The organism is Lysobacter sp. CC-YZS074, from assembly GCF_056739745.1.
The window spans coordinates 2,302,282-2,325,308 of record NZ_CP200301.1 but is presented as its reverse complement, the minus strand read 5'-3'; the positions used below and the strand labels follow the sequence as shown (position 1 = coordinate 2,325,308).

Sequence of the window (23,027 nt, the reverse complement as noted above, 5' to 3'; positions counted from 1 at the left end):
CTTCACGGATACCGACATGAACCTGCTCGACCTCGTGATCGCCCCCGCCCACGCCCAGACCGCGGCCCAGCCGGGCGGCTTCGGCATGTCGCTGCTGTTCCCGATCCTGCTGATCGGCGTGATGTACTTCCTGATGATCCGCCCGCAGATGAAGCGCGCCAAGGAGCACAAGGCGATGCTGGAGAAGCTCTCGCGCGGCGACGAGGTGCTGACCAACGGCGGCATCGCCGGCACCGTGGTCGACCTGGGCGACAACTTCATCACCGTCGAGATCGCCGACAACGTGCGCATCCGCGTGCAGAAGGGCGCCATCGCCAATGTCCTGCCCAAGGGCACCTTGAAGTCGGCCTGAGCCGTCTCCAACCCATTTGACCAACGGCGGCCGGGGAGCTGCCGCAGGGGCAATCGATGCTGACTTACGCGCGCTGGAAATACGTCGTACTGGTGCTGGCCATCCTGCTGAGCACGCTGTACGCGTTGCCCAACCTGTACCAGAAGGATCCGTCGGTGCAGATCACCGCCAACCGCGGTGCGACCGTGGACGCCGCGCTGGTGGAGCGCGTCGAGACGACGCTCGAGCAGGCCGGGGTGCCGGTCAAGGGTGTCGAGCTCGCCGATGACGGCGTGCTGGTCCGGCTGCCCAACGCCGAACAGCAGACGCGGGCATCCGACGCGCTCGAGCCGATGCTCGGCAGCGACTACGTGTCGGCGCTCAACCTCGCCTCGACCGTGCCTGACTGGCTGACCGCGCTGGGAGCCGAGGGCATGTCGCTCGGCTTGGACCTGCAGGGCGGCGTCCACTTCCTGATGCAGGTCGACCAGGCGGCCGCGCTAGACAAGCACCTGACCGCGATCGTCGAGGACATCCGGGTGGTGCTGCGCGACGCACGGGTGCGCTACGAGTCGGTCACCCGGCGCCCGGACAACAGCGTCGTGGTCACCCTGGCCGATGCTTCCGCGCTCGACCAGGCCCGGCAGCAGATCGCCACCAGCCAGCCGGCGCTGACCGCCGAGGTGGAGGGGCGCACCATCACCGTGCGGATTCCCGAGGCCGAGCTGCAGCGCATGGCGACCGCGGCGCTGGAGCAGAACCTCGGCACCCTGCGCAACCGCATCAACGCACTGGGCGTCGCCGAGCCGCTGATCCAGCGGCAGGGCAGCGACCGCATCGTCGTCGAGCTGGCCGGCGTGCAGGACACCGCCGAGGCCAAGCGCCTGATCGGCGCGACCGCCACCCTCGAGTACCGCGCGGTGGTCGAGGGCAACGCCTACGACGCCGTCGCCAGCGGCAACGTCCCGCCGCAGGCCAAGGTCTACTACCGCAAGGAGCTCGGACCGGACGGCAAGCCGATCCCGATCCTGCTCAACAAGCGCGTGATCGCCTCCGGCGACCAGTTGATCGGCGCGACCTCCGGCGTCGACCCGCAGTCGGGTACGCCCTCGGTCTCGGTGCGGCTGGACGCGTCGGGTGGCCAGCGCATGTTCGACTTCACCAGCCAGAACGTCGGCAAGCCGATGGCGGTGGTGTACATCGACCGCATCCCCGAGGTGCGGATGGTCAACGGCGAGGAAGTCCGCACCACCCGCGTCAGCGAGGAGGTGATCTCGGTCGCGACCATCAACGGCGTCTTCAGCAAGGAGTTCCAGACCACCGGCCTGGACAGCGCCAAGGAAGCGGCGGACCTGGCGCTGCTGCTGCGCTCGGGCTCGCTGGCCGCGCCGATGGATTTCGTCGAGGAGCGCGTCGTCGGCCCGAGCTTGGGCAAGGAGAACATCGAGCGCGGCCTGACCGCCGTGGCGTACTCGTTCTGCTTCGCGCTGCTGTTCTTCCTCGTCTACTACCGCATGTTCGGCCTGATCACCTGCGCCGCGCTGCTGCTCAACATCCTGATGCTGGTCGCGGTGATGTCGCTGTTCGGCGCCACCCTGACCCTGCCGGGCCTGGCCGGCATCGCGCTGACGGTGGGCCTGTCGGTGGACGCCAACGTGCTGATCAACGAACGCATACGCGAGGAGCTGCGCGCCGGTATGCCGGCCAAGACCGCCATCGCGACCGGCTACGAGAAGGCCACCGGCACCATCACCGACGCCAACATGACCGCCGTCCTCGCCGGCGTCGCGCTGTTCGCGTTCGGCACCGGCCCGGTGAAGGGCTTCGCGGTCGCGCTGATCGTCGGCATCGTCACGTCGATGTACACCGCGGTGTCGGCATCGCGCGCGATGGCCACGCTGATCTACGGCTGGCGCAAGAAGCTCAAGTCCATCGCGATCTGACGAGACACGGGAAACGACCATGAAACCTCTGACCTTTTTCCCGGCCGAGCCCAGGATCAACTTCCTGCGGATGAAGTGGGTGGCGTTCGTGATCGCGGCCCTGATGGTCGCGACCTCCATCGGCGCCGTCGCCACCAAGGGCTTCAACTTCGCGCTGGACTTCACCGGCGGCACGGTCACCGAACTGCGCTTCGACAAGCCGGTCGACATCAACGACGCGCGTGGCCGCCTGGCCGAGGCCGGTTTCGGCGACGCCCAGGTCATTTCGTTCGGCTCCGGCAACGACCTGCTGGTCCGGATGCAGCTGGACGGCGTGGACGACGCCGAGGACAACGTCGCCGCCAATGCCCAGGCGGCCCAGCAGATCACCCGCGCGGTGTCGACGCCGGACAATCCCGGCACCGTCGTGAGCAGCGCCTTCGTGGGTCCCCAGGTCGGCCAGGAGCTCGCGCTCAACGGCATCTGGGCGGTGATCTTCGTCGTCGTCGGCTTCCTGATCTACATCTCGTTCCGGTTCGAGAAGAAGTTCGCCATCGCCGCGGTGATCGCCTCGCTGCAGGACGTGGTGATCGTGCTGGGCTGGTTCGCGCTCACCGGCCACGAGTTCGACCTGACCGTGCTGGCCGGCGTGCTGTCGGTGCTGGGCTTCTCGATCAACGACACCATCGTCGTGTTCGACCGCATCCGCGACAACTTCCGTTCGATGCGCGCCGACCCCGACCAGATCATCAACGCGTCGATCAACCAGACACTGTCGCGGACGGTGATCACCTCGTTCGTGGCCTTCCTGACCGTGCTGGCGCTGTACCTGTACGGCGGCGGCTCGCTGCGCGGCATGGCCGAGTCGCAGATGATCGGCGTGGTCGTGGGTACGCTGTCTTCGATCTTCGTGGCGGCGCCGTTGTTGACCCTCGGGTTCCTGAAGGTCACCAAGCAGGACCTGCTGCCGAAGGCCAAGGACGAGGCGGCGCTGGCTCGCCGGCCCTGATCGACGTTTGCCACGGGTAAGAAAAAGGCCACGCGATCGCGTGGCCTTTTCTGTGTCCGGACGGGAGCGGGTTACGCGGGGGCGGGTACGGCTGTAGGAGCGGCTTCAGCCGCGATCATGGAGTGGGTGCGGGCGAACGATTGCCGGATCGCGGCTGAAGCCGCTCCTACAACAGCCCGAATCCCAACCGGGGCCCGAACCCATCGAAAAACCCGAACCGAACCTGGGTCCAGATCCAGGTCCAGTTCCGGATCCGGCTCCATACCGCTGCGCGCGAAAGCACGCCGGCAGGCGCTCACCTGCCCCGGAATCCGTCATTCGAACGCCGCGGCATACCCGGTATTCACGATCCGCTGCTGCAGCAGCTCGGCGACCTTGATGTTGCCTGCCAGCAGCGGACGGGTGTCGGGACTGCGGGCGTCCATCGGGCCGGTCGATCGGCCCCGGTAGTCCGATACCTTGCCGCCTGCCTCGCGAACCATCAGCGCGCCGGCGGCAATATCCCACGGCTTCACCCCGGCTTCGAAATACGCGTCGGCACGGCCGCAGGCGACGTAGGCCAGGTCGAGCGCGGCCGAACCGGTGCGGCGGATGTCCTCGATCTCCACCAGCAGCGTGTCGAGGCACTTGAGCTGCGCGCTGGCGCGCTTGCGCTCGCGGGGCGGGAAGCCGGTGAGGACGATCGCGCCGTCCAGGTCCTTGCGGTCGGCGACGCGGATGCGCTTGTCGTTGAGGGTCGCGCCGCTGCCACGGCTGGCGGTGAACAGCTCATTGCGCAGCGGGTCGAAGATCACTCCGTGGACCGGCTCGCCGTTCTCGACCAGCGCCAGCGAGACGCAGAAGTGGGGGATGCCGCGGAGATAGTTGCTGGTGCCGTCGAGCGGATCGATCACCCAGGTGAAGCGGCTGCCGGTTTTCGACTTCACCGAGCCGCCTTCCTCGCCCAGGATCGCGTAATCCGGCGTGGAGCGGCGGAACTCCTTGATGATCTCCTTCTCGGCCAGTCCGTCGACCTCGCTGGCGAAGTCCAGCCGGTCCTTCTCGACCACGTTCAGCGCATCGAGCTTGTGCATGTGGCGCAACAGCACGTTGCCGGCGGCACGGGCGGCCTTGACCATGAGGGTGACGGCGGGTTTCTGCATGGCAAACGGCCTCGACTTGCTGAGCGAACAGGGGCGGACTGGCGGGGAGAAAGAGCGGGCCGGCGATTGCACGACGGGGTCGTGGCCGGCCGCGCAGTTTACCATTGCACCATGAGCACCAAGTCGACACCGGCCACCCCCGGGGCCGAAGCCCAGCCGATGCCCGGCGAAGCGGCAGCAGGCCACCTGCGGATCGTGCTGGTGGGCACCCAGCACCCCGGCAACATCGGTTCGGCCGCCCGCGCGCTGAAAACGATGGGGCTCGCACGGCTCGTCCTGGTCGCGCCGGAAAAGGCCCCGAACGCCGAATCCGCGGCGCTGGCGGCCGGCGCGGACGACGTACTGGACAGCGCGGCCCGGTTCGACACTCTGGCCGCGGCGGTCGCTGATTGCCGGCTGGTGCTGGGGTGCACCGCCCGCAGCCGCCGGGTCCAGCTCGAGGAACTGCTGCCACGGGACGCGGCAGGACGCGCCGTGGCCGCCGCGGACGGCGGCGACGAGGTCGCGGTGGTCTTCGGCCGGGAGCGGACCGGGCTGGACAACGACGAGTTGCAGCTCTGCCATGCCGCGGTGCACATCCCCGCCAATCCCGGCTACAGCTCGCTGAACCTGGCCGCGGCCGTGCAGGTGCTGGCCTACGAGCTGCGGCTGGCGATGCTGGCGCGTACCGCCCCGGCCGAGCCCGCGCCGCCGCGCGACCCGCCGGCCTCCCACGCACAGCTGGAAGGCCTGTTCGCCCAGTTGGGCGAGGCGCTCGACGATATCGACTTCCACAAGGGGCGCGCGCCCGAGTCTGCCATGCGCAAGTTGCGTCGCCTGTTCCTGCGCGCCGACCTCGACGAACGCGAGGTCCGCCTGCTGCGCGGCATCCTGTCGGACGCCCAGCGCATGGCCATGCTCGCCCGGCGCGGCTGACCGCCGCGTCGCCCGCCGTCGGAAAAGGCGACGGGCCGGGCCATCGGTGGCCGTGGGGCGGCAGTATCGGCCGCGCCGCGTTTGAATTAGGCTCCGCCTGCCCGGTCGTCGGGTGTCCGCGAGCTTCCCGCTTTGATCCCACGCCTGCGCCGACTGGCCGTCCTGCTGCTCGCCCTTGCCTGGCTGGCCACGCCGGCGCTGGCGGCCGACGACGGCGTGCTGGTGCTCGGCCGCATCAGCGACGATCCCAGGTCGCACCACGAGCAGCTCAAGCCGCTGCTGGACTACGTGGTGCCGCGGATGGCGGACGTGGGGATCCGGGAAGGCCGCATCCTGATGGCGCGCGATCCGCAGCAGATGGCCAGCTACCTGCGCCGCGGCCGCGTCGACTGGGTCACCGAGACCGCCGGCACCGGCATGCTGCTGCGCGAACGGGCCGGCGTCGAGCCGCTGCTGCTGACCGAGCGCGACGGCACCAGCCAATACCACACGGTGTTCTTCGCCCGACGCGACAGCGGCATCGAGTCGCTGGGAGACCTGCGCGGGCGCTGCATCGCCTTCCAGCGTCCCTCGTCCACCAGCGCCTATTTCGCCCCCGCCGGCGAGCTGCTTGCCCACGGCATCGCGCTGGAGATACTGCTGTCTCCGGACGATGTGATCGATTCGCCGGCGCTGGGCTACCTGTTCGCCCGGTCCGAACTCAACATCTCGACCTGGGTCCATAAGCGGCTGGTGGACGCCGGTGTGATGAGCAACCTCGACTGGGACAACCCGCGCCGGATGCCGGAGGCGTTCCGCCGCGACTTCCGGGTGATCGGCCGCACCGCGGAGTACCCGCGCGCGGTCGAGCTGGTACGGCGCGACATGGATCCGCGGGTCCGCGCGCGGCTGCAGGAGGTACTGGTCGAAGCCGCCAGCGACCCCGCCGCGCGCGAGGCGATGCTGCGCTTCTTCAAGACCACCCGTTTCCTGCCGGTCGACCCGGCCTCCAGTGAAGCCCTGCAACGGCTGCAGGCCGGCGTCGCCCGGGTCCGGGCGGAAGTCGAATGAAACTGAAGCTGCGTCCCGGGCTGCACGGGCAGTTCCTGCTCGTGATGGCGATCGGTCTGGTCGGCATGGCGGCGCTGATCGCGCTGCTGCTTCATCGCGAACAGCGGATGCAGGCGGCGGTCGAGGGTCTCAGCCGCGGAGCGATCCAGTCGCTGGCCGGCGAGAGCCTGCGGCGTCGCAGCGAGGGCATGGTCGCGCAGCTGGCCGACTCGCTCGCCAACCCGCTGTACTACTTCGACCTCGACGCGATCGGCACGCTCGGCCGCACCGCGATGCGGCAGCCGGATGCGCGCTACGTGTATGTGTTCGATGCCGATGGCAACGTCCTGCACGACGGCAGCCACGACATCCCGGGCTACGGCGAGCCGATGGACGACGCCTTCGCCTACGAGGCGGTCCGCGCACGCGGGCTGCACACGCAATTCAGCGACACCACCATGGACGTGGCCGCGCCGATCATGATCGGCAGCGAGCGGCTGGGCGGGGTACGGGTGGGGTATGACCTGGTCGGTTTCCGCGGGGTCCAGGACCAGGCGGTCGGCGCCTTGCGGTCGCAGCTGGACGATCTGGGGCGGCGCAACCTCACCTGGCTCGGCCTGTTCGGGGCCGGCCTGCTGCTGCTCGGGCTGGTGGTGTCGCTGCTGGTGCGGCGTTCGCTGGTCCAGCCCATCCGCCATCTTGCCGATGCCGCCCGCGAAGTCGAGGCGGGCCGGTTCGAAGCCCGGCTCCCGGCCACCGCTCGCGCCGACGAGCTGGGCGACCTGATGCGTGCGTTCGGACAGATGCGCGAGAGCGTGGCGCGCCACGACCGCGACATCCGCCGGATGGCCTACACCGACGCACTCACCGGGCTGGCCAACCGGCTGGCGTTCCGCGAGGCGCTCGACAGCCACCTGCTGCGACTGCACGGCGCGGGGCGGCAGCTGGCACTGCTGTTCGCCGACATCGACGACTTCAAGCGCATCAACGACACGCTCGGTCACGACGCCGGCGACGACGTCCTGCTGCAGTTCGCCAGCCGCATACGCAGCACGGTCGAGCGGCTCGGCGGCGAGCACGCGATGCTGGCCCGTTTCGGCGGCGACGAGTTCGTGATCCTGGTGGAGGCGCAGGGCGGCGCCATCGACGCGCGCACGGTTGCCGCCCGGCTCGCCGAAGCGCTGGTCGACGAGCTGGGCGCGCCGTTGCTGCTGCAGGGGCGGCAGGTGTTCCTCGGCACCTCGGTGGGCATCACCCTGTTCCCCGAGGACGCCGCCAGCGCCACGTCGCTGATGAAGAACGGCGACATCGCGATGTACCAGGCCAAGGTCGCGGGCAAGAACTGCTTCCGCTTCTACAGCCGGGCGATGGACCAGGCGGTCGAGCGCCGCATGCACCTGGAGCAGGAGCTGCGTGGTGCCTGGGCGCGCGGCGAGCTGAGCCTGGTCTACCAGCCGATCTACCGCCTTTACGACGGCGCGATGGTCGGCGCCGAGGCGCTGTTGCGCTGGCGCCACCCGGAGCAGGGGGTGATTGCGCCCTCGGTGTTCATCGACGTGGCCGAGCAGAGTGGCCTGATCGAGATCATCGGTCCGCAGGTGTTGCGCGCCGCCTGCGCCGATGCGGTGAGCTGGCAACGCGTCCGCACCGGCGGCGAGCCGCTGTTCGTGTCGGTCAACGTCTCGCCGCGGCAGCTGCGCAGCGGCGACTTGCCGCAGGTGGTCGCCGCGTGCCTGCGCGACAGTGGGCTGGCGCCGCAGCAACTGCATGTCGAGCTGACCGAGACCGCGGTCATCGGCGACGAGGTCCTCGCCAGCAAACTGCTGACGCGCCTGCGCGACACCGGGGTGAAGGTCTGGCTGGACGACTTCGGCACCGGGTTCTCCGGGCTCAGCCACCTGCGCCGGGTGCCGGTGGACGGGGTCAAGATCGACCGCAGCTTCGTCGCCGACATCCTGCACGATCCGGACGACCTGGCGTTGACCACCGCGATCATCGCGATGGCGCACTCGCTCGGCATCATCGTGGTGGCCGAAGGGGTGGAGAAGGAAGGCCAGTGCACGCTCCTGCGCGAGCGTGGCTGCGACCAGGCGCAGGGGTTCTGGCTGGGCGAGCCGATGGCGCTGGACGCGTTCATGGCCATGCTCCGGACCCGGCGGCCGCTGCCGTTGCCGGCCGACGAGGCGCCGCTGGGAGCCTGAGTCCTCGAGGTCAGACCAGCAGGTCGACCCAGCCCGCCGCCATCGCCGCCAACTGCCCTGAAAGCACCCCGAACACCGCCACCGCGACGGCGCCGGCGACCCAGGCCACGGCCATCAACCGCCCGTCGCGTTCCAGCAGCGCGAGCGCGAACAGCAACAGCAACGCGCCGAACAGGAAGTTGGTAAAGGGGATCGGCAGCGACAGCAGGATGCCCAGCAGCACCAGCAGCAGGCCGGTCACCGCGCTGGCCAGCCGGCGGTCCAGCATGGCGCTCGCGCGGGGTCGGACGACGCGCTCCAGGCGGGTCAGCCATGGCGCCAGCAGGTCGCGGAAACGCACCATCGAATGCCGGTGGGGCCCGTGGCGGGCCACGAAACGCGGCAGCCACGGCGTGGCCAGCCCGATCAGCAGCTGAGCGCCGACCAGCACCACCAGCGGCCCGCTGATGGCGCCGCCCACGCCGGGGATCGGGATGAAGGCGGGCAGGGTGGAGACGAACAGCAGCATGCCGAACGAGCGCCGTCCCAGGCCGGCGAACACGTCCCCGAGTTTCAGCACCTCCTCCGGCGCGCCGACGGCGAACGCATCGAGCAGGGCCCGGGTACCGGCTTCGTGGAGCGCTTCGTGCCTAGGCGCTGAAGTCATCGGCGTCGGGATCCTGCACAGCCTCGCGATCCAGCAGCAGCTTGTCGATGCGTGGTCCGTCCAGGTCCACCACCTCGATCCGCCACCCCGGCCATGAGAACACCTCGCCGACGTTCGGGATGCGACCGAAGTGGGCGATCACCATGCCGGCGGCGGTGTGGAAGTCGTGCTCGTTCTCGCCGGGAACCGCGTCGCCGAGCAGTTCCCGCAGGTCCTCCACGTGCAGCGAGCCGTCGATCAGCCAGGAGCCGTCGGCACGCTCGACCACCGGCGAGTGGCCGTCGTCGTCGTGGTCGGCCGCCGGGCCCATGCCCGACTGCACACGGCCGATCACCGCGCTCATGACGTCGTTGACCGAAACCACGCCGGTGACGTCGCCATACTCGTCGACCACCAGCGCCAGTGACTGCTGCTCTTCGCGCAGGATCTCCAGCAGCTTCATCGCGTGGGTCGACTCGGACACGAACAGCGCCTCGCGCATGTTGCCGAACAGATCGATCGGCACGCCCGGCGCGAGTGCGCGCAGCAGCGACTTGGCCTCGACCACGCCGACGACGTTCTGGTCGTCGCCGCGCATCACCGGGAAGCGCGAGAACGGCGAATTGCGCATGACCTCGAGGTTGTCGTCCAGCGGGGCGTCGGCGTCGAGCCAGGAGATGCGCGTGCGCGGCGTCATCAGGCTGTCGGTGGTGCGATCGCCCAGGCCGAGCACGCGGTTGACCATCTTGCGTTCGTCGGCGTCGATCACGCCCTGCTCGTGGCTCTCGCTCACCAGCAGGCGGATTTCCTCTTCGCTGATCGCGCTGCGCGCGTCGTCGCGGATGCCCAGCAGGCGCAGCACCGCGCGGTTGATCCAGCCCAGTGCCAGCACCACCGGCTTGGCCGCGCTGGATACCGCCGCCAGGGGAATGGACACCGCGCAGGCGATGCGTTCCGGGTCGGTCAGCGCCAGCCGCTTGGGGATGAGTTCGCCGAAGATGACCTGGGCGGCGGTGATCAGCCCCACCGCGGTGCCGATGCCGATGCCCTCGGCGTATTCGTCCGCGTTGGGCCACATGCCCTGCAGCCAGCCGGCGATGGTCAGGCCGATCGCCTCGCCGCCGAACACGCCGGTGAGCACGCCGATCAGGGTGATGCCGATCTGGACGGTCGACAGCAGGTTGTCGGGGTGCTCGGCCAGCGCCAGCGCCTTGCGCGCCGCGCGGCTCGGGCGTGACGGGTCCTCGGCCAGTTGCTTCAGGCGCAGTTTGCGCGAAGTCATCAGGGCCATCTCCGACATCGCGAAGAAGGCGTTGAGGACGATCAGGGCCGCGACGATCAGCAGCTCCAGCACGGGGCGGCTCCTGGTCGGCAGGGGAGGCGGTGGCACCACGGGCGCGGGAAGCGCGCGGGGCCGGCAGGCGGCGGTCTAGGGTCGTCGTCCATTGAGTGGGCGGAAATCGGAGCGGGCGCACCGGGATCGGCGCCGGGCGATGTTAGCAGCTTGCCCGGGCGCGTCCGGATGAAGCCGGTGAAGCGTGCCCGTCACGAAACCGTCATAATCGCGGTTGCAGCGTGTCCCCGGACGCGCCACACATCGCACCCCTTCGCATTCCACCCTTCTGCCACGCAGCCCGCCGCGGCACGACGAGGTCATTCCATGTTCTCCCTGCAAACCATGTTCGGCCAAGGCAACCAGTTCTACACGCTGCTCGAGGACTCGGCGGTCGCCGCGCACGACAGCACCAAGGCCCTGCACGGGATGCTGAGGGGCTCGGACCGGCAGCCGGCTCTGGATGCCTTCAAGTTGGCCCGCCAGCGCGAGCGCGAGGCGTCCGACAAGATCAGCCAGACCCTGGTCGACAGCTTCATCACCCCGATCGAGCGCGAGGACATCGAGGCGCTGGGTTCGGCGCTCTACAAGATTCCCAAGCAGGTCGAGAAGTTCGCCGACCGCTACTCGCTGGCGATCCAGCACCTGGAACACATCGACTTCGCCCCGCGCGCGGCCATGCTGGAGCAGGCGTCGTCGGTGGTTGTGGAGATGGTCCGCGCGCTGCCGAAGATGAAGCTCGAGCAGATGAAGGCGCTCAGCGACAAGCTGCGTGCGCTGGAGAACGAGGCCGACCGGCTGATGCTGGAGCTGTACCGCGACATCTACTCGGGCAAGCTCGATCCGCTGCAGATGTTCCTGCTCAAGGAGTTCTTCGAGATCCTCGAAAAGGCGATCGACCGCTGCCGCGAGGCGGGCGTGGTGGCCTACGAAATCGTGCTGAAGAACTCCTGAGGACGGCAGGATGCTTACCCTGGTCCTGACGGTGGTGCTCGTTGCGCTGGTCTTCGAGTACATCAACGGCTTCCACGACACCGCCAACTCGATCGCCACGGTGGTCGCGACCAAGGTGCTGTCGCCGATGCAGGCGGTGGCCCTCGCCGCCAGCACCAACCTGATCGGTGCGCTGTGGGGCACCGCGGTGGCCAAGACGATCGCCTCCGGCCTGATCGACGCCGGCGTGGTCGACGTCACCTCGCAGCTGATCCTGTGCGCACTGCTGGGCGGCATCGTCTGGAACCTCATTACCTGGTGGCTGGGCTTGCCGTCGTCGTCCTCGCACGCGCTGATCGGCGGCCTCGTCGGCGCCGCGCTGGCGGCGGCCAGCAACAATGTCGACGCCGTCATCTTCAACGAGCCGGCCGACCCCTGGTACAAGAGCGCCGGCGTGCTGTGGAAGGTGATCGTGCCGATGGTCAGCTCGCCGGTGCTCGGTTTCACCGCGGGCTTCCTGCTGATGGGCGTGCTGTTCGCCATCATCTCCGGCATGGCGAGCAGCGGCGGGCTACTGGCCCGGCTGGCGCGGCCGCGGTGGGTGAACTCGTTCTTCGGCAAGGCGCAGCTGGCCAGTGCCGGCTATATGGGCTTCGCGCACGGCATGAACGATGCCCAGAAGACGATGGGCATCATCGCGCTGGCGCTGGTGGCGGCGCAGGCCGACGGCACCCTCGACAACCTGCCGGGCTTCCTCGCGTTCCTGCACCCCTCGCCGGGAGCCCTGGCCGACGGCGATATCGACCTGTGGATCAAGCTGACCTGCGCGCTGGTGATGGCGGCGGGAACCGCGGCCGGTGGCTGGCGCATCATCAAGACGCTGGGCCACAAGCTGGTGAAGCTGCACCCGATCCACGGCTTCGCCGCGGAAGCCAGCGCCGCCTCGGTGATCACCCTGGCCAGCTCGCTGGGCATCCCGGTCTCGACCACCCACAACATCTCATCGGCCATCATGGGCGTCGGCACGGCCAAGCGCTTCAACGCGATCAAGTGGACCGTCGTCGAGAAGATGATCTGGGCGTGGATCCTCACGATCCCGATGGCCGGCGGCATCGCCTACCTGCTGTTCCGCCTGTTGGCATCGGTCGGCTGGGCGTAGGTTCCGCTCGCGTCCCGCGCCTTCTGCCGGGGCGCCTGCAGGAGCGGCTTCAGCCGCGATCCTGGAACCGGCGGCGTGGGACGATCATCCGATCGCCGCTGGGCCTGCGCCCGCGACGCCCATCGGACAGCGGGCCTCGACCTACAGCAGGTCGCCGTCGGCCGACAGCGCACGTTCCATCCGGTCGCCGAGGCCGCCGATCTCCAGTACCAGGCGGTGCACCTCGGCGGCGTCAAGGCCTTCGAACGGGCGGTTTTCGCACAGCTGCAGGTACGGCACCCCGTCGAGGTCGCCAATCGCCAGGTAACCGACCCGGCTCTGCCAGTTGAATACCAGCGCCCGCCGGGCATCCAGGCCGGTGGTCGGCGCGACGGCCGTGCTCACCCGCAGGTACGGGCGGGCATCGTCGTCCTCCAGTTCCGACAGGAAGATCGCCTGGTGCCGGGTGCCCTGTTCAAGCGACAGCTCGATGCAGAGCACGCCCTCGTCCTGCACCGACATGCGGAAGCCGGCCTGGGCCAGCTGCTGGCGGATCTGGTCGAAACTGGGCATCGTGCGCGCCTCCGGTGCGGGACGCCTATCATCCCCTCCGATGGAGAACGACGCCACCGCCCGCATCCTCGCCGCGATCCGCGCCGTTCCACGGGGGCAGGTGGCCGGCTATGGCGAGATCGCACGGCGCGCCGGCCTGCCGGGACGCGCGCGGATGGTGGCCCGTCTGCTGAGCGGCAACGAGGACGAGCGGCTGCCTTGGCACCGCATCCTGCGCTCGGACGGGCGCATCGCCTTCCCGCCGGATTCGCCCCAATTCGCCGAGCAGAGTCAGCGGCTGCGTGCCGAGGGGGTATGGGTCGAGAATGGCCGGGTGCGCGGCCAGCGCGCGGCAGCGACGATGGACGAACAGGTCTGGGGGCTCCCCCGCTGAGGAGGTGAGCCGCGGCCGGTGCCCCGCGCATCGCCGCCTGCCTGCTCGCAAACGCCAGCCAGGTCCGCGAGGCCTGGTTTCACAGCCGACCGGCTACCATGCGCGCAACTTTGGAGGTGCGATGTTTTCCAACCTGCCGCCCGTCACCAAGGGCCTGCTGATCGCCAACGGCGTGGTGTTCCTGCTGCAGATGGTGCTGGGCGACCTGGCGCTGGCGTCGTTCATGCTGTGGCCGCTCGGCAGCGGCGGCGACGCGTACGCCCCGACCGGGTTCCTGCCGTGGCAGTTGCTGACCTACGGCTTCATGCACGGCAGCTTCGCCCATCTGCTGTTCAACATGCTCGCGCTGCTGATGTTCGGCGCGCCGCTGGAGCACACCTGGGGCGAGAAGCGTTTCCTCACCTATTTCCTGGTCTGCATCGTCGGTGCCGCGGTGTGCCAGCTGGCGGTCGGCGCGTGGACGATGTCGGAGGGCGGCGCGGCGTATCCGACCGTCGGCGCGTCCGGTGGCGTGTTCGGCCTGTTGCTGGCGTACGGCATGCTGTTCCCGCACCAGCGGGTGATGCTGCTGATCCCGCCGATCCCGATGAAGGCGCGCACGCTGGTGATCGTCTACGGCGTGGCGGAGCTGCTGCTGGGTTTCACCGGCTGGCAGCCGGGGGTGGCGCACTTCGCGCACCTGGGCGGAATGCTGTTCGGCTGGTTGCTGATCCGCTACTGGCGCGGGCAGCCGCCATTCGGCAAGCGTCGGCCACCGCGGCCGCGCATCGTCCGCTGAGGCAGGCCAAAAGACGAAGGCCCGGGACAGTGCCCGGGCCTTCGCCTTCCGACCGACGAGGACGGTCGATCCCTGCGCCCGGACCCATGGGCCGGGCGCGTTTTCCACTTACCAGATCACGACCTGCTGGTCGTCGCCACGCACCATCGCGTCGCCGGCTTCGCACTCGAACGCCGCGGCGAACTGCGGCATGTTCGACGGTGCGCCGATCGCACGGAAGTTGGCCGGCGCGTGCGGGTCGGTGGTCAGGCGCACGTTGAGCTCTTCGTCGGTGAAGTTGCGGCGCCACACGGTGGCCCAGTTGGCGAAGAAGCGCTGGTCGCGCGTCATGCCGTCGGTCATCGGGTCCTCGGTGCCCTCGGTCGCCTTCTTCATCGCGTCGTAGGCGATCGCCAGGCCGCCCAGGTCGGCGATGTTCTCGCCCAGGGTCAGCTTGCCGTTGACGTTCTTGCCCGGCATCGCCTCGTAGGCGTCGAACTGCGCGACCAGCTTGTCGGTCAGGCCCGAGAAGCCCTTCGCGTCGGCTTCGGTCCACCAGTTCTCGAAGTTGCCCTTGGCGTCGAAGCGGCTGCCCTGGTCGTCGTAGCCGTGGATCATCTCGTGGCCGATCACCGCGCCGATGCCGCCATAGTTCATCGCGTCGCTGGCTTCCGGATCGAAGAACGGCGGCTGCAGGATGGCGGCGGGGAACACGATCTCGTTGGCCAGCGGGTTGTAGTAGGCGTTGACCGTCTGCGGGCTCATGCCCCACTCGGTCTTGTCCACCGGCTCGCCGATCTTGCCGAGGTTCCACTTGTAGTTGAACTCGTTGGCGGCCAGCACGTTGCCGATGTAGCTGTCACGGCCGGTCTCCAGGCCGCTCCAGTCACGCCACTTGTCCGGGTAGCCGACCTTCGGGGTGAAGCTGGCCCACTTCTCCATCGCCTGCTTCTTGGTCTCCTCGCTCATCCACTCCAGGCCTTCCAGGTGCACCTTGAGCGAATCGCTGAGGTTCTTGACCAGCGTCTCCATGCGCTCCTTGGATTCGGGCGAGAAGGCGACCTTGACGTACATCTGGCCCAGCGCCTCGCCGGCCTCGCTCTCGATGGTGTCGAGCACGCGCTTGCCGCGCTCCTTCAGCTCCTTCTGGCCACGCATGGTCTGACTGTAGAAGTTGAAGTTCTCCTGCACGAACGCGTCCGACAGGTACGGCGATGCGCCGTCGACCGTGTGGAAGCGCAGGTAGGCCTGCCAGTCCTCGACCGGCACGTCGGCCAGCATTTCGCTGAATTCCTGGTGGAATGCCGGGATCGCCAGCGAGAACATCTCCGGGGTGTCCACGCCCTGAGACTCGAAGAAGCGGGTCCACGAGAAGTTCGGCGTCAGCTTGTCGGCGTCGGCCGGCGACACCGGGTTGTAGTACAGCGAGACGTCGCGCGAGAGCTCCTCGCTGGACTTGGACGCCTCCGCCAGGCGGGTCTCGAACGCGACCACGTCGGCGGCCTGTCCGGCAGCCTGGTCGGCCGGAACGCCCGAAAGCTCCAGCACCTTGGCGACGTGCTTCTCGTAGGCTTCGAGCTTGTCCTTCTTGTCGGCGTCGAAGTAGTACGACTTGTCCGGCAGGCCCAGGCCGCCCTGGCCGGCGTAGGCGATGTTCATGTCGGAGTTCTTGAAGTCGGCCTCGGGGCCGAACGAGAACAGGAAGTTCTCGCCGCGCGCGGCGCTGGTGCGCAGGTACTCGGCAACGGCGTCCTGGCTGTCGAGCGCGGCGATCGCGTCGAGGCGGTCCTGCAGCGGCTTGATGCCCTGGGCGTTGATCTGCTCGGCGTTCATGCCGGTCGCCCAGAAGTCGCCGACGATGTCCTGCACGCCGGTGGCACCGTCGTTGGCCGCCGCCTGTTCGGCCAACTGGCGCTGGACCGCGGTGGAGCGTTCGTCGAGCATCTCGAACGCGCCCCAGCTGGTGCGGTCGCCCGGGATCTCGTTGGCGGCCAGCCACTTGCCGTTGACGTAGCCACCGAAATCGGTGCACACGTCCTTGCTGGTGTCGAGCTGGTCGACGGTGAAGCGGTTGACCGGCGGCAGGGTGCTTTCGTCGAGGGTCAGTGCGGTGGCGTCGGTGGCCGGCGCGGCATCGGCCGCGGTGTCGGCCGGCGCGGCGTCCTCGTTGGAGCAGGCGGCGACGACGGTGGCGATGGCGAGGGACAGCAGCAGGACTTGCGGTTTGTTCACGTGTGGCTCCGGCCGGGATGGCGTTGGAAATGACGGCCCGGGCGGACGCCGGGACCGGACGACGTTAAACCTGCGCGGTCCAGCCGGCGGGTGTCGAAGGTCATGCCCCGCGGCAGCTGAATGCGCGTCCGCGGAAACGGGGGAATCGCTGGGGGGTGCCGCGCGTGCGACCCGCCATTGGTCACGGGTGACGTTTTGCCCATGTTGGCCGGTCGGCGCTGTCACTACGATCGCTCGGGCCGCGATCGGCGGTCACTCCGACAGGGATGTACATGCTCACCATCCGCGACCTCTCCAAGACCTACGCCAACGGCGTGCGCGCGCTCGACGGCGTCAGCCTCGACGTGCCGCGCGGCATGTTCGGCCTGCTCGGCCCCAACGGCGCCGGCAAGTCGTCGCTGATGCGCACGCTGGCCACCCTGCAGGAGGCCGACGGTGGCAGTGTGACCCTGGCCGGCGAGGGCGGGGCGGTAATCGACGTGCTGCGCGACAAGGACGCGGTGCGGCGCCAGCTGGGCTACCTGCCGCAGGACTTCGGCGTCTACCCGAAGGTCAGCGCGCTCGACCTGCTGGAACACTTCGCCGTGCTCAAGGGCCTGACCGCGCGCAGGCAGCGCCGCGAGGTGGTCGACGGGCTGCTGCAGCAGGTCAACCTGTGGGACGCGCGCAAGCGCAACCTCGGCACGTTCTCCGGCGGCATGCGCCAGCGCTTCGGCATCGCCCAGGCGCTGCTGGGCGACCCGCGGCTGGTGATCGTCGACGAGCCGACCGCCGGCCTCGACCCGGAGGAGCGCAACCGCTTCCTCAACCTGCTGGCCGAGATCGGCGAGAACGTCGCGGTGATCCTGTCGACCCACATCGTCGAGGACGTGACCGACCTGTGCCCGACGATGGCGATCATGAACAAGGGCCAGGTGCTGCTGACCGGACGCCCGTCCGACGCGATCGATGCGCTGGCCAGCCAGGTCTGGCGCAAGCAGGTGGCCAAGGCCGCGCTGGCCGACTACGAGGGCCGCCACACGGTGCTGTCGACCCGGCTGGTGGCCGGCAACCCGGTGATCCACGTGTTCGCGCCGGAGCGGCCGGAGGAAGGGTTCGAGCAGGTCGCGCCGGACCTGGAGGACGTGTACTTCCAGCGCCTGCGCCAGCAGGCCGCCCGTGCGCCGCAAGCCGCCGCCGTTGCGGCCTGACGGAGCACCGACATGACCTTCGAATTCTTCCGCTTCGAACTGCGGCAGCAGTTGCGTGCGCCGCTGCTGTGGCTGATGGCGCTGATGTTCGGCCTGTTCGCGTTCGGCGCGTCCAGCTCCGACGCGGTGGTGGTCGGCAACGCGATCGGCAACGTCGACCGCAACGCGCCGACGGTGATCGTCCGCTTCCTCGGCATGTTCTCGATCCTCGGGCTGCTGGTGATCGTCAGCTTTATCAGCGGCGCGCTGCTGCGTGACTTCGAGCTGGGCACCGCCGACCTGTTCTTCTCCAGCCCGATGCGCAAGCGCGACTTCCTGCTGGGACGCTTCCTCGCCGCGGTGACCGCGTGCATGGTGATCTACCTCGTGGTCGCGGTCGGGCTGATGATCGGGCCGACCATGCCGTGGGTGGACCCGGAGCGGCTCGGGCCGTTCTCGCTGGCGCCGTATGGCTGGGGCTTCGCGGTGCTGGTGGTGCCGAACCTGATCTTCAGCGGCGCGCTGCTGGCGCTGCTGGCGGTGACCACCCGCAGCGTGCTGGTGGTGTACCTCGGGGTGATCGGCTTCTTCATCCTCAATTCGGTGGCCGGCGTGCTCACCGCCGACCTCGACAACGTCTGGCTGGCCACCCTGATCGACCCGCTGGGCATGACCGCGCTGGACCGGACCACGCGCTACTGGTCGGCCGACCAGATCAACCGCGAGCTGCCGGAACTGGCCGGCTACCTGCTGGCCAACCGCGTGCTGTGGCTGGCGCTGTCGGTGGCGCTGGTCGCGGCGGCGTTCGCGCTGTTCAAGCCGCAGCGCGCCGGCACCGGGCGCGGCTGGTCGCTGCGCCGGTCCGCGCGGCGCACGGGGGGTGCGCAGGGGAGCGCGACGGCACTGCCCGCGCGACCGAACGTGGCCGCGCCGCCGCGGGTGGCGCCGGCGACCGGCACAGCGGTCGCATGGTCGCAGTTCGTCCGGCAATGGCGGTTCGACACCGCCGACGTGTTCCGCAGCGTGCCGTTCCTGGTGATGCTGCTGTTCGGCGTCGCCAACTTCATTGCCAGCGCCAGCCTCGCCGACACCATGTTCGGCACCCGGGTGTACCCGGTGACGTCGCTGATGAACACCTCGCTGCAGAACAGCTACGACTTCATGCTGATCTTCATCGTGATGTTCTACGCCGGCGAGCTGGTGTGGAAGGAACGCGGCGCGCGGCTGGGCGAGGTGACCGACGCGATGCCGATGCCCAACTGGGTGCCGCTGGCGGCCAAGATGGCGGCGCTGGCGGCGGTGGTGCTGGCGTTCCAGGCGATTGGCGCGCTCGCCGCGGTCGGCTTCCAGCTGTTCAAGGGCTTCACCGCGATCGAGCCGGCGCTGTACCTGCAGGAGATCGTCCTCGGAGCGGTGCCGTTCGTGCTGATGGGCGGGCTGGCGCTGGTGCTGCAGGTGCTGAGCAACAACAAGTTCATCGGCTACGGCCTGCTGATCGCTTGGCTGGTGCTGCAGGGCACGCTGGGCTTCCTCGACTTCGACCACAACCTCTACAGCTACGCCTCGGCGTCGGCGGCGCCGTATTCGGACATGAACGGCTATGGCCATTTCCTCGCCGGGCGGCTGTGGTTCCAGTCGTATTGGGGCGCGTGCCTGCTGGCGTTGCTGCTGGTGTCAGCGGCGTTCTGGGTGCGCGGCGTGGCACCGAGCCGGCGCGAGCGGGTGCGGCTGGCGCGGCAACGGCTGGCCGGTGGCAACGGCTGGGCGCTGGCCGCGAGCATGGCGCTGTTCGCCGCGCTGGGCGGCTTCATCTTCTGGAACACCAACGTCCGCAACGAGTACCTGGCCGGCGATGACGCGCTCGACCGCCAGCAGCGCTACGAGGAGCTGTACCGCCAGTACGAGGGCTTGCCGCAGCCGCGCATCACCGCGGTGCGGACCGAGGTCGACCTGTACCCGCACGAGCAGCGGGTCAAGGTGAGCGGCCAGTACACGGTGACCAACCCGCACGACGTGCCGATCAGCGACCTGCACATCCAGTGGTACCCGGACGCCGGGCTGGACAAGCTCGGCTTCGGCGAGGCGGCGGTGACCCGAAACGACGAGCAGCTGGGCTACCGCATCTACCGGCTCGGCACGCCGATGCAGCCGGGCGACACGCGGCAGATGGACTTCTCCGTCAGCTACGCACGCGAGGGCTTCGGCAACGACCAGGGCTGGACCCAACTGGTCGACAACGGCACGTTCTTCAACTCCGAGGAGCTGCTGCCACACTTCGGCTACTCCGCCAGCCGCCAGATCAGCGACCGCAACGAGCGCCGCAAGCGTGGCATGGAGGAGCTGCCGCGCATGGCCAAGCTGGAGGACGAGGCCGCGCGTGCCAACACCTACATCAGCGACGACGCCGACTGGATCGACTTCAGCACCACCGTCTGCACCACGCCGGAGCAGATCGCGCTGGCGCCGGGCGTGCTGGAGAAGGAGTACGAGCGCGACGGCCGCCGCTGCTTCGACTACGCGATGCAGCGGCCGATGCTCAACTTCCACGCGACCCTGTCGGCGGCGTGGGAGGTGCGCAGGGGCGCTTACAAGGAAGGCACCGCCGACGAGCTGCCGATCGAGGTCTATTACGACCCCAAGCACCCGTTCAACGTCGACCGGATGATCGAGTCGGTGCAGAAGTCGCTGGCCTACTACGAGGCCAACTTCAGCCCATACCAGCACGAGCAGGTGCGGATCCTGGAGTTCCCCGGCTACAGCAGCTTCGCCCAGGCGTTCGCCGGCACGATCCCGTACTCGGAGTCGATCGGCTTCATCGCCGACCTGCGCGACGAGGACGCGATCGACTACGTGTTCTACGTCACCGCGCACGAGATCGCGCACCAGTGGTGGGCGCACCAGGTGATCGGCGCCGACGTGCAGGGCTCGACCGTGCTCAGCGAGTCGCTGGCGCAGTACTCGGCGTTGATGGTGATGGAGAAGGAATACGGCCGCGGGAAGATGCGCCGTTTCCTCAAGTACGAGCTGGACCGCTACCTGTCCGGCCGCGGCGGCGAGAGCATCGAGGAGCTGCCGCTGTACCGCGTCGAGAACCAGCCGTACATCCATTACCGCAAGGGCTCGCTGGTGTTCTACCGCCTGCGCGACGAGATCGGCGAGGAGGCGCTCAACCGCGCGCTGTCGCGCTTCATCGCCGACAAGGCCTACCAGCAGGCGCCGTTCACCACCTCGGCCGAGCTGCTGGAATACATCCGCGCCGAAGCCGGTCCGCAGCACAACCAGCTGATCACCGACCTGTTCGAGAAGATCAGCTTCTACGACAACCGCGTGCAGGGCGCGACGGCGGTCAAGCGCGAGGACGGCAAGTACGAAGTCACGCTCGACCTGCACGCCGCCAAGCGCTACGCCGACGGCGAGGGCAGGGAGACGCCGGCGCCGCTGGACGACTGGATCGAGGTCGGGGTGTTCGCGCGCGGGGCTTCGGGCGACGAGGCCGACGAGGAGGTGCTGTACCTCGAGCGCCACCACATCACCGGGGACGCGCCGACGCTGACGGTGGTGGTCGACAAGGTGCCGTACGAGGCCGGCTTCGATCCCTTCAACAAGCTCATCGACCGGGTGTCGGCCGACAACCGCAAGCGCATCTCGATGTAGCGGCTGAACGGGCGGCGCCACGCCAATGGCGCCGCCCCGGCCTTTGCCGTAAGATCCGCCCCGTTCAGCGCACGGCTGCCTACCCCGCAAGGGGCACGTTTCCCAGGTATGCCCTCGCACGGGTTGGCCAACAGGCCAAGACCCCCCGCCCCGAAAGGCGTGGTCCGGTGCGACTATCCCGCACGTCTTTCGTCGCGCCGACACGGCCCGGAGCATCCGGCGCCGTCACACAGAAATACTCGCAGCGCGGTTCAAGGGAACGCTCCGGGTCTTGCCGCACGCATGTGCGGTCCTCTCTACTCGGAGTTCCAACATGACTTTTGAAACCCTCGGGCTTGCGCCCGCGTTGCTGCGCGCGCTTTCCGAACAGGGCTACACCACGCCCACCCCGATCCAGACCCAGGCCATCCCGCTGGTGCTGGCCGGCCACGACCTGCTGGGCGGCGCCCAGACCGGTACCGGCAAGACCGCCGCGTTCGGCCTGCCGCTGCTCAACCATCTTGCAAAGCAGACCGCGCCCAACGGCCCGCGCAAGGTGCGCGCGCTGGTGCTGGTGCCGACCCGCGAGCTGGCGGTGCAGGTCAACGACAGCATCCGCTCCTACGGCAAGCACCTGCGGCTGAACTTCGGCACGATCTTCGGCGGCGCCGGCATGGGCCCGCAGGTCGACATGCTGCGTCGCGGCGTGGACGTGCTGGTGGCCACCCCGGGCCGGCTGATCGACCACATCGAGCGCGGCACCGCGCGCCTGGACGGCATCGAGATCCTGGTGCTGGACGAGGCCGACCGAATGCTCGACATGGGCTTTTTGCCGGCAATCAAGCGCATCCTCGGCAAGCTGCCGGCGCAGCGGCAGACGCTGCTGTTCTCGGCGACCTTCGAGGCGCAGCTCAAGCAGCTGGCGCTGCAGTTCATGCGCAATCCGCAGCAGGTGCAGGTGGCGGCCAACAACACCATCGCCGAGACCATCGCGCACCGCGCGCACCCGGTCGACGCAGGCCGCAAGCGCGACCTGCTCGTGGAGATCCTGGCCAAGCGCCCGGGCGAACAGGTGATCGTGTTCGGCCGCACCAAGCACGGCTGCAACCGGCTCGCCGAGCAGCTGGAGCAGTCCGGCCTGAAGGCGGTCGCGATCCACGGCAACAAGAGCCAGGCGCAGCGCCAGAAGGCGTTGAACCTGTTCAAGGCCGCCAAGGCGCGCGTGCTGGTGGCGACCGACGTCGCCGCGCGCGGCCTGGACATCCCGGACCTGCCGCTGGTGATCAACTACGACCTGCCGATGGTGGCCGAAGACTATGTGCACCGCATCGGCCGCACCGGCCGCAACGGTGCCAGCGGCGAGGCACTGTCGCTGGTGTCGCACGACGAGGGCGGGCTGCTGCGGCAGATCCAGAAGATACTCAAGAACGAGGTGGAGCTGGTGACCGTCGCCGGTTACGAGCCGAGCCGTCCGCTGCGGCTGGACGTGGCGCTGCCGAATCCGCGCCAGAACGCCGGCAACCGCGGGCCGCGCCCGGCGGGTCGCAACGCGGGCAACCGTGGACACGGCAAGCAGGCGGCTGCGCGCCAGGGCCATGCGCACGCAGGGCCGAAGCAGCGTGGCGGCGGTCAGGGGCGTGGTTCGCGTCGTGGTGGCGGTGGCGCTGCCTGACGACACCTGTTGCGTGACGGTTTGATGGGAGGCCGGCAGA

The 23,027-nt window shown here is 68.9% G+C and carries 18 protein-coding genes; 13 read left to right on the top strand and 5 right to left on the bottom strand.

The annotated features are described in order from the left end of the window. Nucleotides 1-16: 16 nt before the first annotated feature. The 3 genes from yajC to secF are packed head-to-tail and all read left to right on the top strand — an operon-like array spanning nt 17 to nt 3,262. Complete coding sequence (gene yajC / locus U8331_RS10460) at nt 17-352, top strand: preprotein translocase subunit YajC (RefSeq protein WP_481130976.1); 336 nt, start codon at nt 17-19, stop codon at nt 350-352. A gap of 56 nt (nt 353-408) precedes the next feature. After that, nucleotides 409-2,274 (top strand): protein translocase subunit SecD, encoded by a 1,866-nt coding sequence (gene secD, locus U8331_RS10455; RefSeq protein ID WP_481130975.1) that lies wholly within the window; start codon nt 409-411, stop codon nt 2,272-2,274. A 19-nt stretch (nt 2,275-2,293) separates the two neighbouring features. Continuing rightward, entirely contained in the window at nt 2,294-3,262 is a 969-nt protein-coding gene (secF, locus tag U8331_RS10450) for a protein translocase subunit SecF (protein WP_481130974.1), read from the top strand. Nucleotides 3,263-3,576: 314 nt separating this feature from the next. Here the strand turns inward: secF and U8331_RS10445 are convergent, their stop codons facing one another. Continuing rightward, entirely contained in the window at nt 3,577-4,404 is an 828-nt protein-coding gene (locus U8331_RS10445) for an inositol monophosphatase family protein (RefSeq protein WP_481130973.1), read from the bottom strand. A gap of 159 nt (nt 4,405-4,563) precedes the next feature. Here U8331_RS10445 and U8331_RS10440 point away from each other — a divergent pair, with 159 nt between their 5' ends. The 3 genes from U8331_RS10440 to U8331_RS10430 all read left to right on the top strand — a co-directional run bounded on the left by U8331_RS10440 (nt 4,564) and on the right by U8331_RS10430 (nt 8,549). Then, nucleotides 4,564-5,319, top strand: a complete 756-nt coding sequence (locus U8331_RS10440) for an RNA methyltransferase (RefSeq protein ID WP_481132957.1) — start codon at nt 4,564-4,566, stop codon at nt 5,317-5,319. A 135-nt stretch (nt 5,320-5,454) separates the two neighbouring features. Then, nucleotides 5,455-6,369, top strand: a complete 915-nt coding sequence (locus tag U8331_RS10435) for a phosphate/phosphite/phosphonate ABC transporter substrate-binding protein (RefSeq protein ID WP_481132956.1) — start codon at nt 5,455-5,457, stop codon at nt 6,367-6,369. Beyond that, entirely contained in the window at nt 6,366-8,549 is a 2,184-nt protein-coding gene (locus U8331_RS10430) for a putative bifunctional diguanylate cyclase/phosphodiesterase (protein ID WP_481130972.1), read from the top strand. The genes U8331_RS10435 and U8331_RS10430 overlap by 4 nt, the downstream gene beginning before the upstream one ends. Before the next feature lie 10 nt (nt 8,550-8,559). On the opposite strand, the gene U8331_RS10425 is transcribed toward U8331_RS10430, so the two are convergent. Beyond that, a complete protein-coding gene (locus U8331_RS10425) occupies nt 8,560-9,195 on the bottom strand; it encodes an exopolysaccharide biosynthesis protein (protein ID WP_481130971.1) in 636 nt (211 codons plus the stop codon). Then, complete coding sequence (locus tag U8331_RS10420; RefSeq protein WP_481130970.1) at nt 9,179-10,528, bottom strand: hemolysin family protein; 1,350 nt, start codon at nt 10,526-10,528, stop codon at nt 9,179-9,181. The genes U8331_RS10425 and U8331_RS10420 overlap by 17 nt, the downstream gene beginning before the upstream one ends. Nucleotides 10,529-10,834: 306 nt before the next feature. On the opposite strand from U8331_RS10420, the gene U8331_RS10415 reads away from it, so the two are divergent. Together U8331_RS10415 and U8331_RS10410 are read left to right on the top strand one after the other, a co-directional pair. Next, a complete protein-coding gene (locus U8331_RS10415) occupies nt 10,835-11,461 on the top strand; it encodes a DUF47 domain-containing protein (RefSeq protein WP_481130969.1) in 627 nt (208 codons plus the stop codon). A gap of 10 nt (nt 11,462-11,471) precedes the next feature. Then, entirely contained in the window at nt 11,472-12,599 is a 1,128-nt protein-coding gene (locus U8331_RS10410; protein ID WP_481130968.1) for an inorganic phosphate transporter, read from the top strand. 141 nt (nt 12,600-12,740) lie between these two features. On the opposite strand, the gene U8331_RS10405 is transcribed toward U8331_RS10410, so the two are convergent. Then, the gene (locus U8331_RS10405; RefSeq protein ID WP_481130967.1) at nt 12,741-13,151 is read right to left on the bottom strand and encodes a hypothetical protein; all 411 of its coding nucleotides are present in this window, start codon (nt 13,149-13,151) and stop codon (nt 12,741-12,743) included. Nucleotides 13,152-13,191: 40 nt separating this feature from the next. Here U8331_RS10405 and U8331_RS10400 point away from each other — a divergent pair, with 40 nt between their 5' ends. After that, nucleotides 13,192-13,524, top strand: coding sequence for an MGMT family protein (locus tag U8331_RS10400; RefSeq protein WP_481130966.1), 333 nt, complete (start codon nt 13,192-13,194; stop codon nt 13,522-13,524). Between the two features lie 121 nt (nt 13,525-13,645). Beyond that, complete coding sequence (locus tag U8331_RS10395; RefSeq protein WP_481130965.1) at nt 13,646-14,302, top strand: rhomboid family intramembrane serine protease; 657 nt, start codon at nt 13,646-13,648, stop codon at nt 14,300-14,302. Nucleotides 14,303-14,410: 108 nt separating this feature from the next. On the opposite strand, the gene U8331_RS10390 is transcribed toward U8331_RS10395, so the two are convergent. Then, nucleotides 14,411-16,513, bottom strand: coding sequence for a M13 family metallopeptidase (locus U8331_RS10390; RefSeq protein ID WP_481130964.1), 2,103 nt, complete (start codon nt 16,511-16,513; stop codon nt 14,411-14,413). A gap of 272 nt (nt 16,514-16,785) precedes the next feature. On the opposite strand from U8331_RS10390, the gene U8331_RS10385 reads away from it, so the two are divergent. From U8331_RS10385 to U8331_RS10375, 3 genes are all read left to right on the top strand, one after another. Next, entirely contained in the window at nt 16,786-17,703 is a 918-nt protein-coding gene (locus tag U8331_RS10385; RefSeq protein WP_481130963.1) for an ABC transporter ATP-binding protein, read from the top strand. Nucleotides 17,704-17,715: 12 nt separating this feature from the next. Beyond that, nucleotides 17,716-21,336 (top strand): ABC transporter permease/M1 family aminopeptidase, encoded by a 3,621-nt coding sequence (locus U8331_RS10380; protein ID WP_481130962.1) that lies wholly within the window; start codon nt 17,716-17,718, stop codon nt 21,334-21,336. A gap of 313 nt (nt 21,337-21,649) precedes the next feature. Further along, nucleotides 21,650-22,987: a DEAD/DEAH box helicase gene (locus U8331_RS10375; RefSeq protein WP_481130961.1), complete on the top strand. Its 1,338-nt coding sequence runs from the start codon at nt 21,650-21,652 to the stop codon at nt 22,985-22,987. Nucleotides 22,988-23,027: the final 40 nt, after the last annotated feature.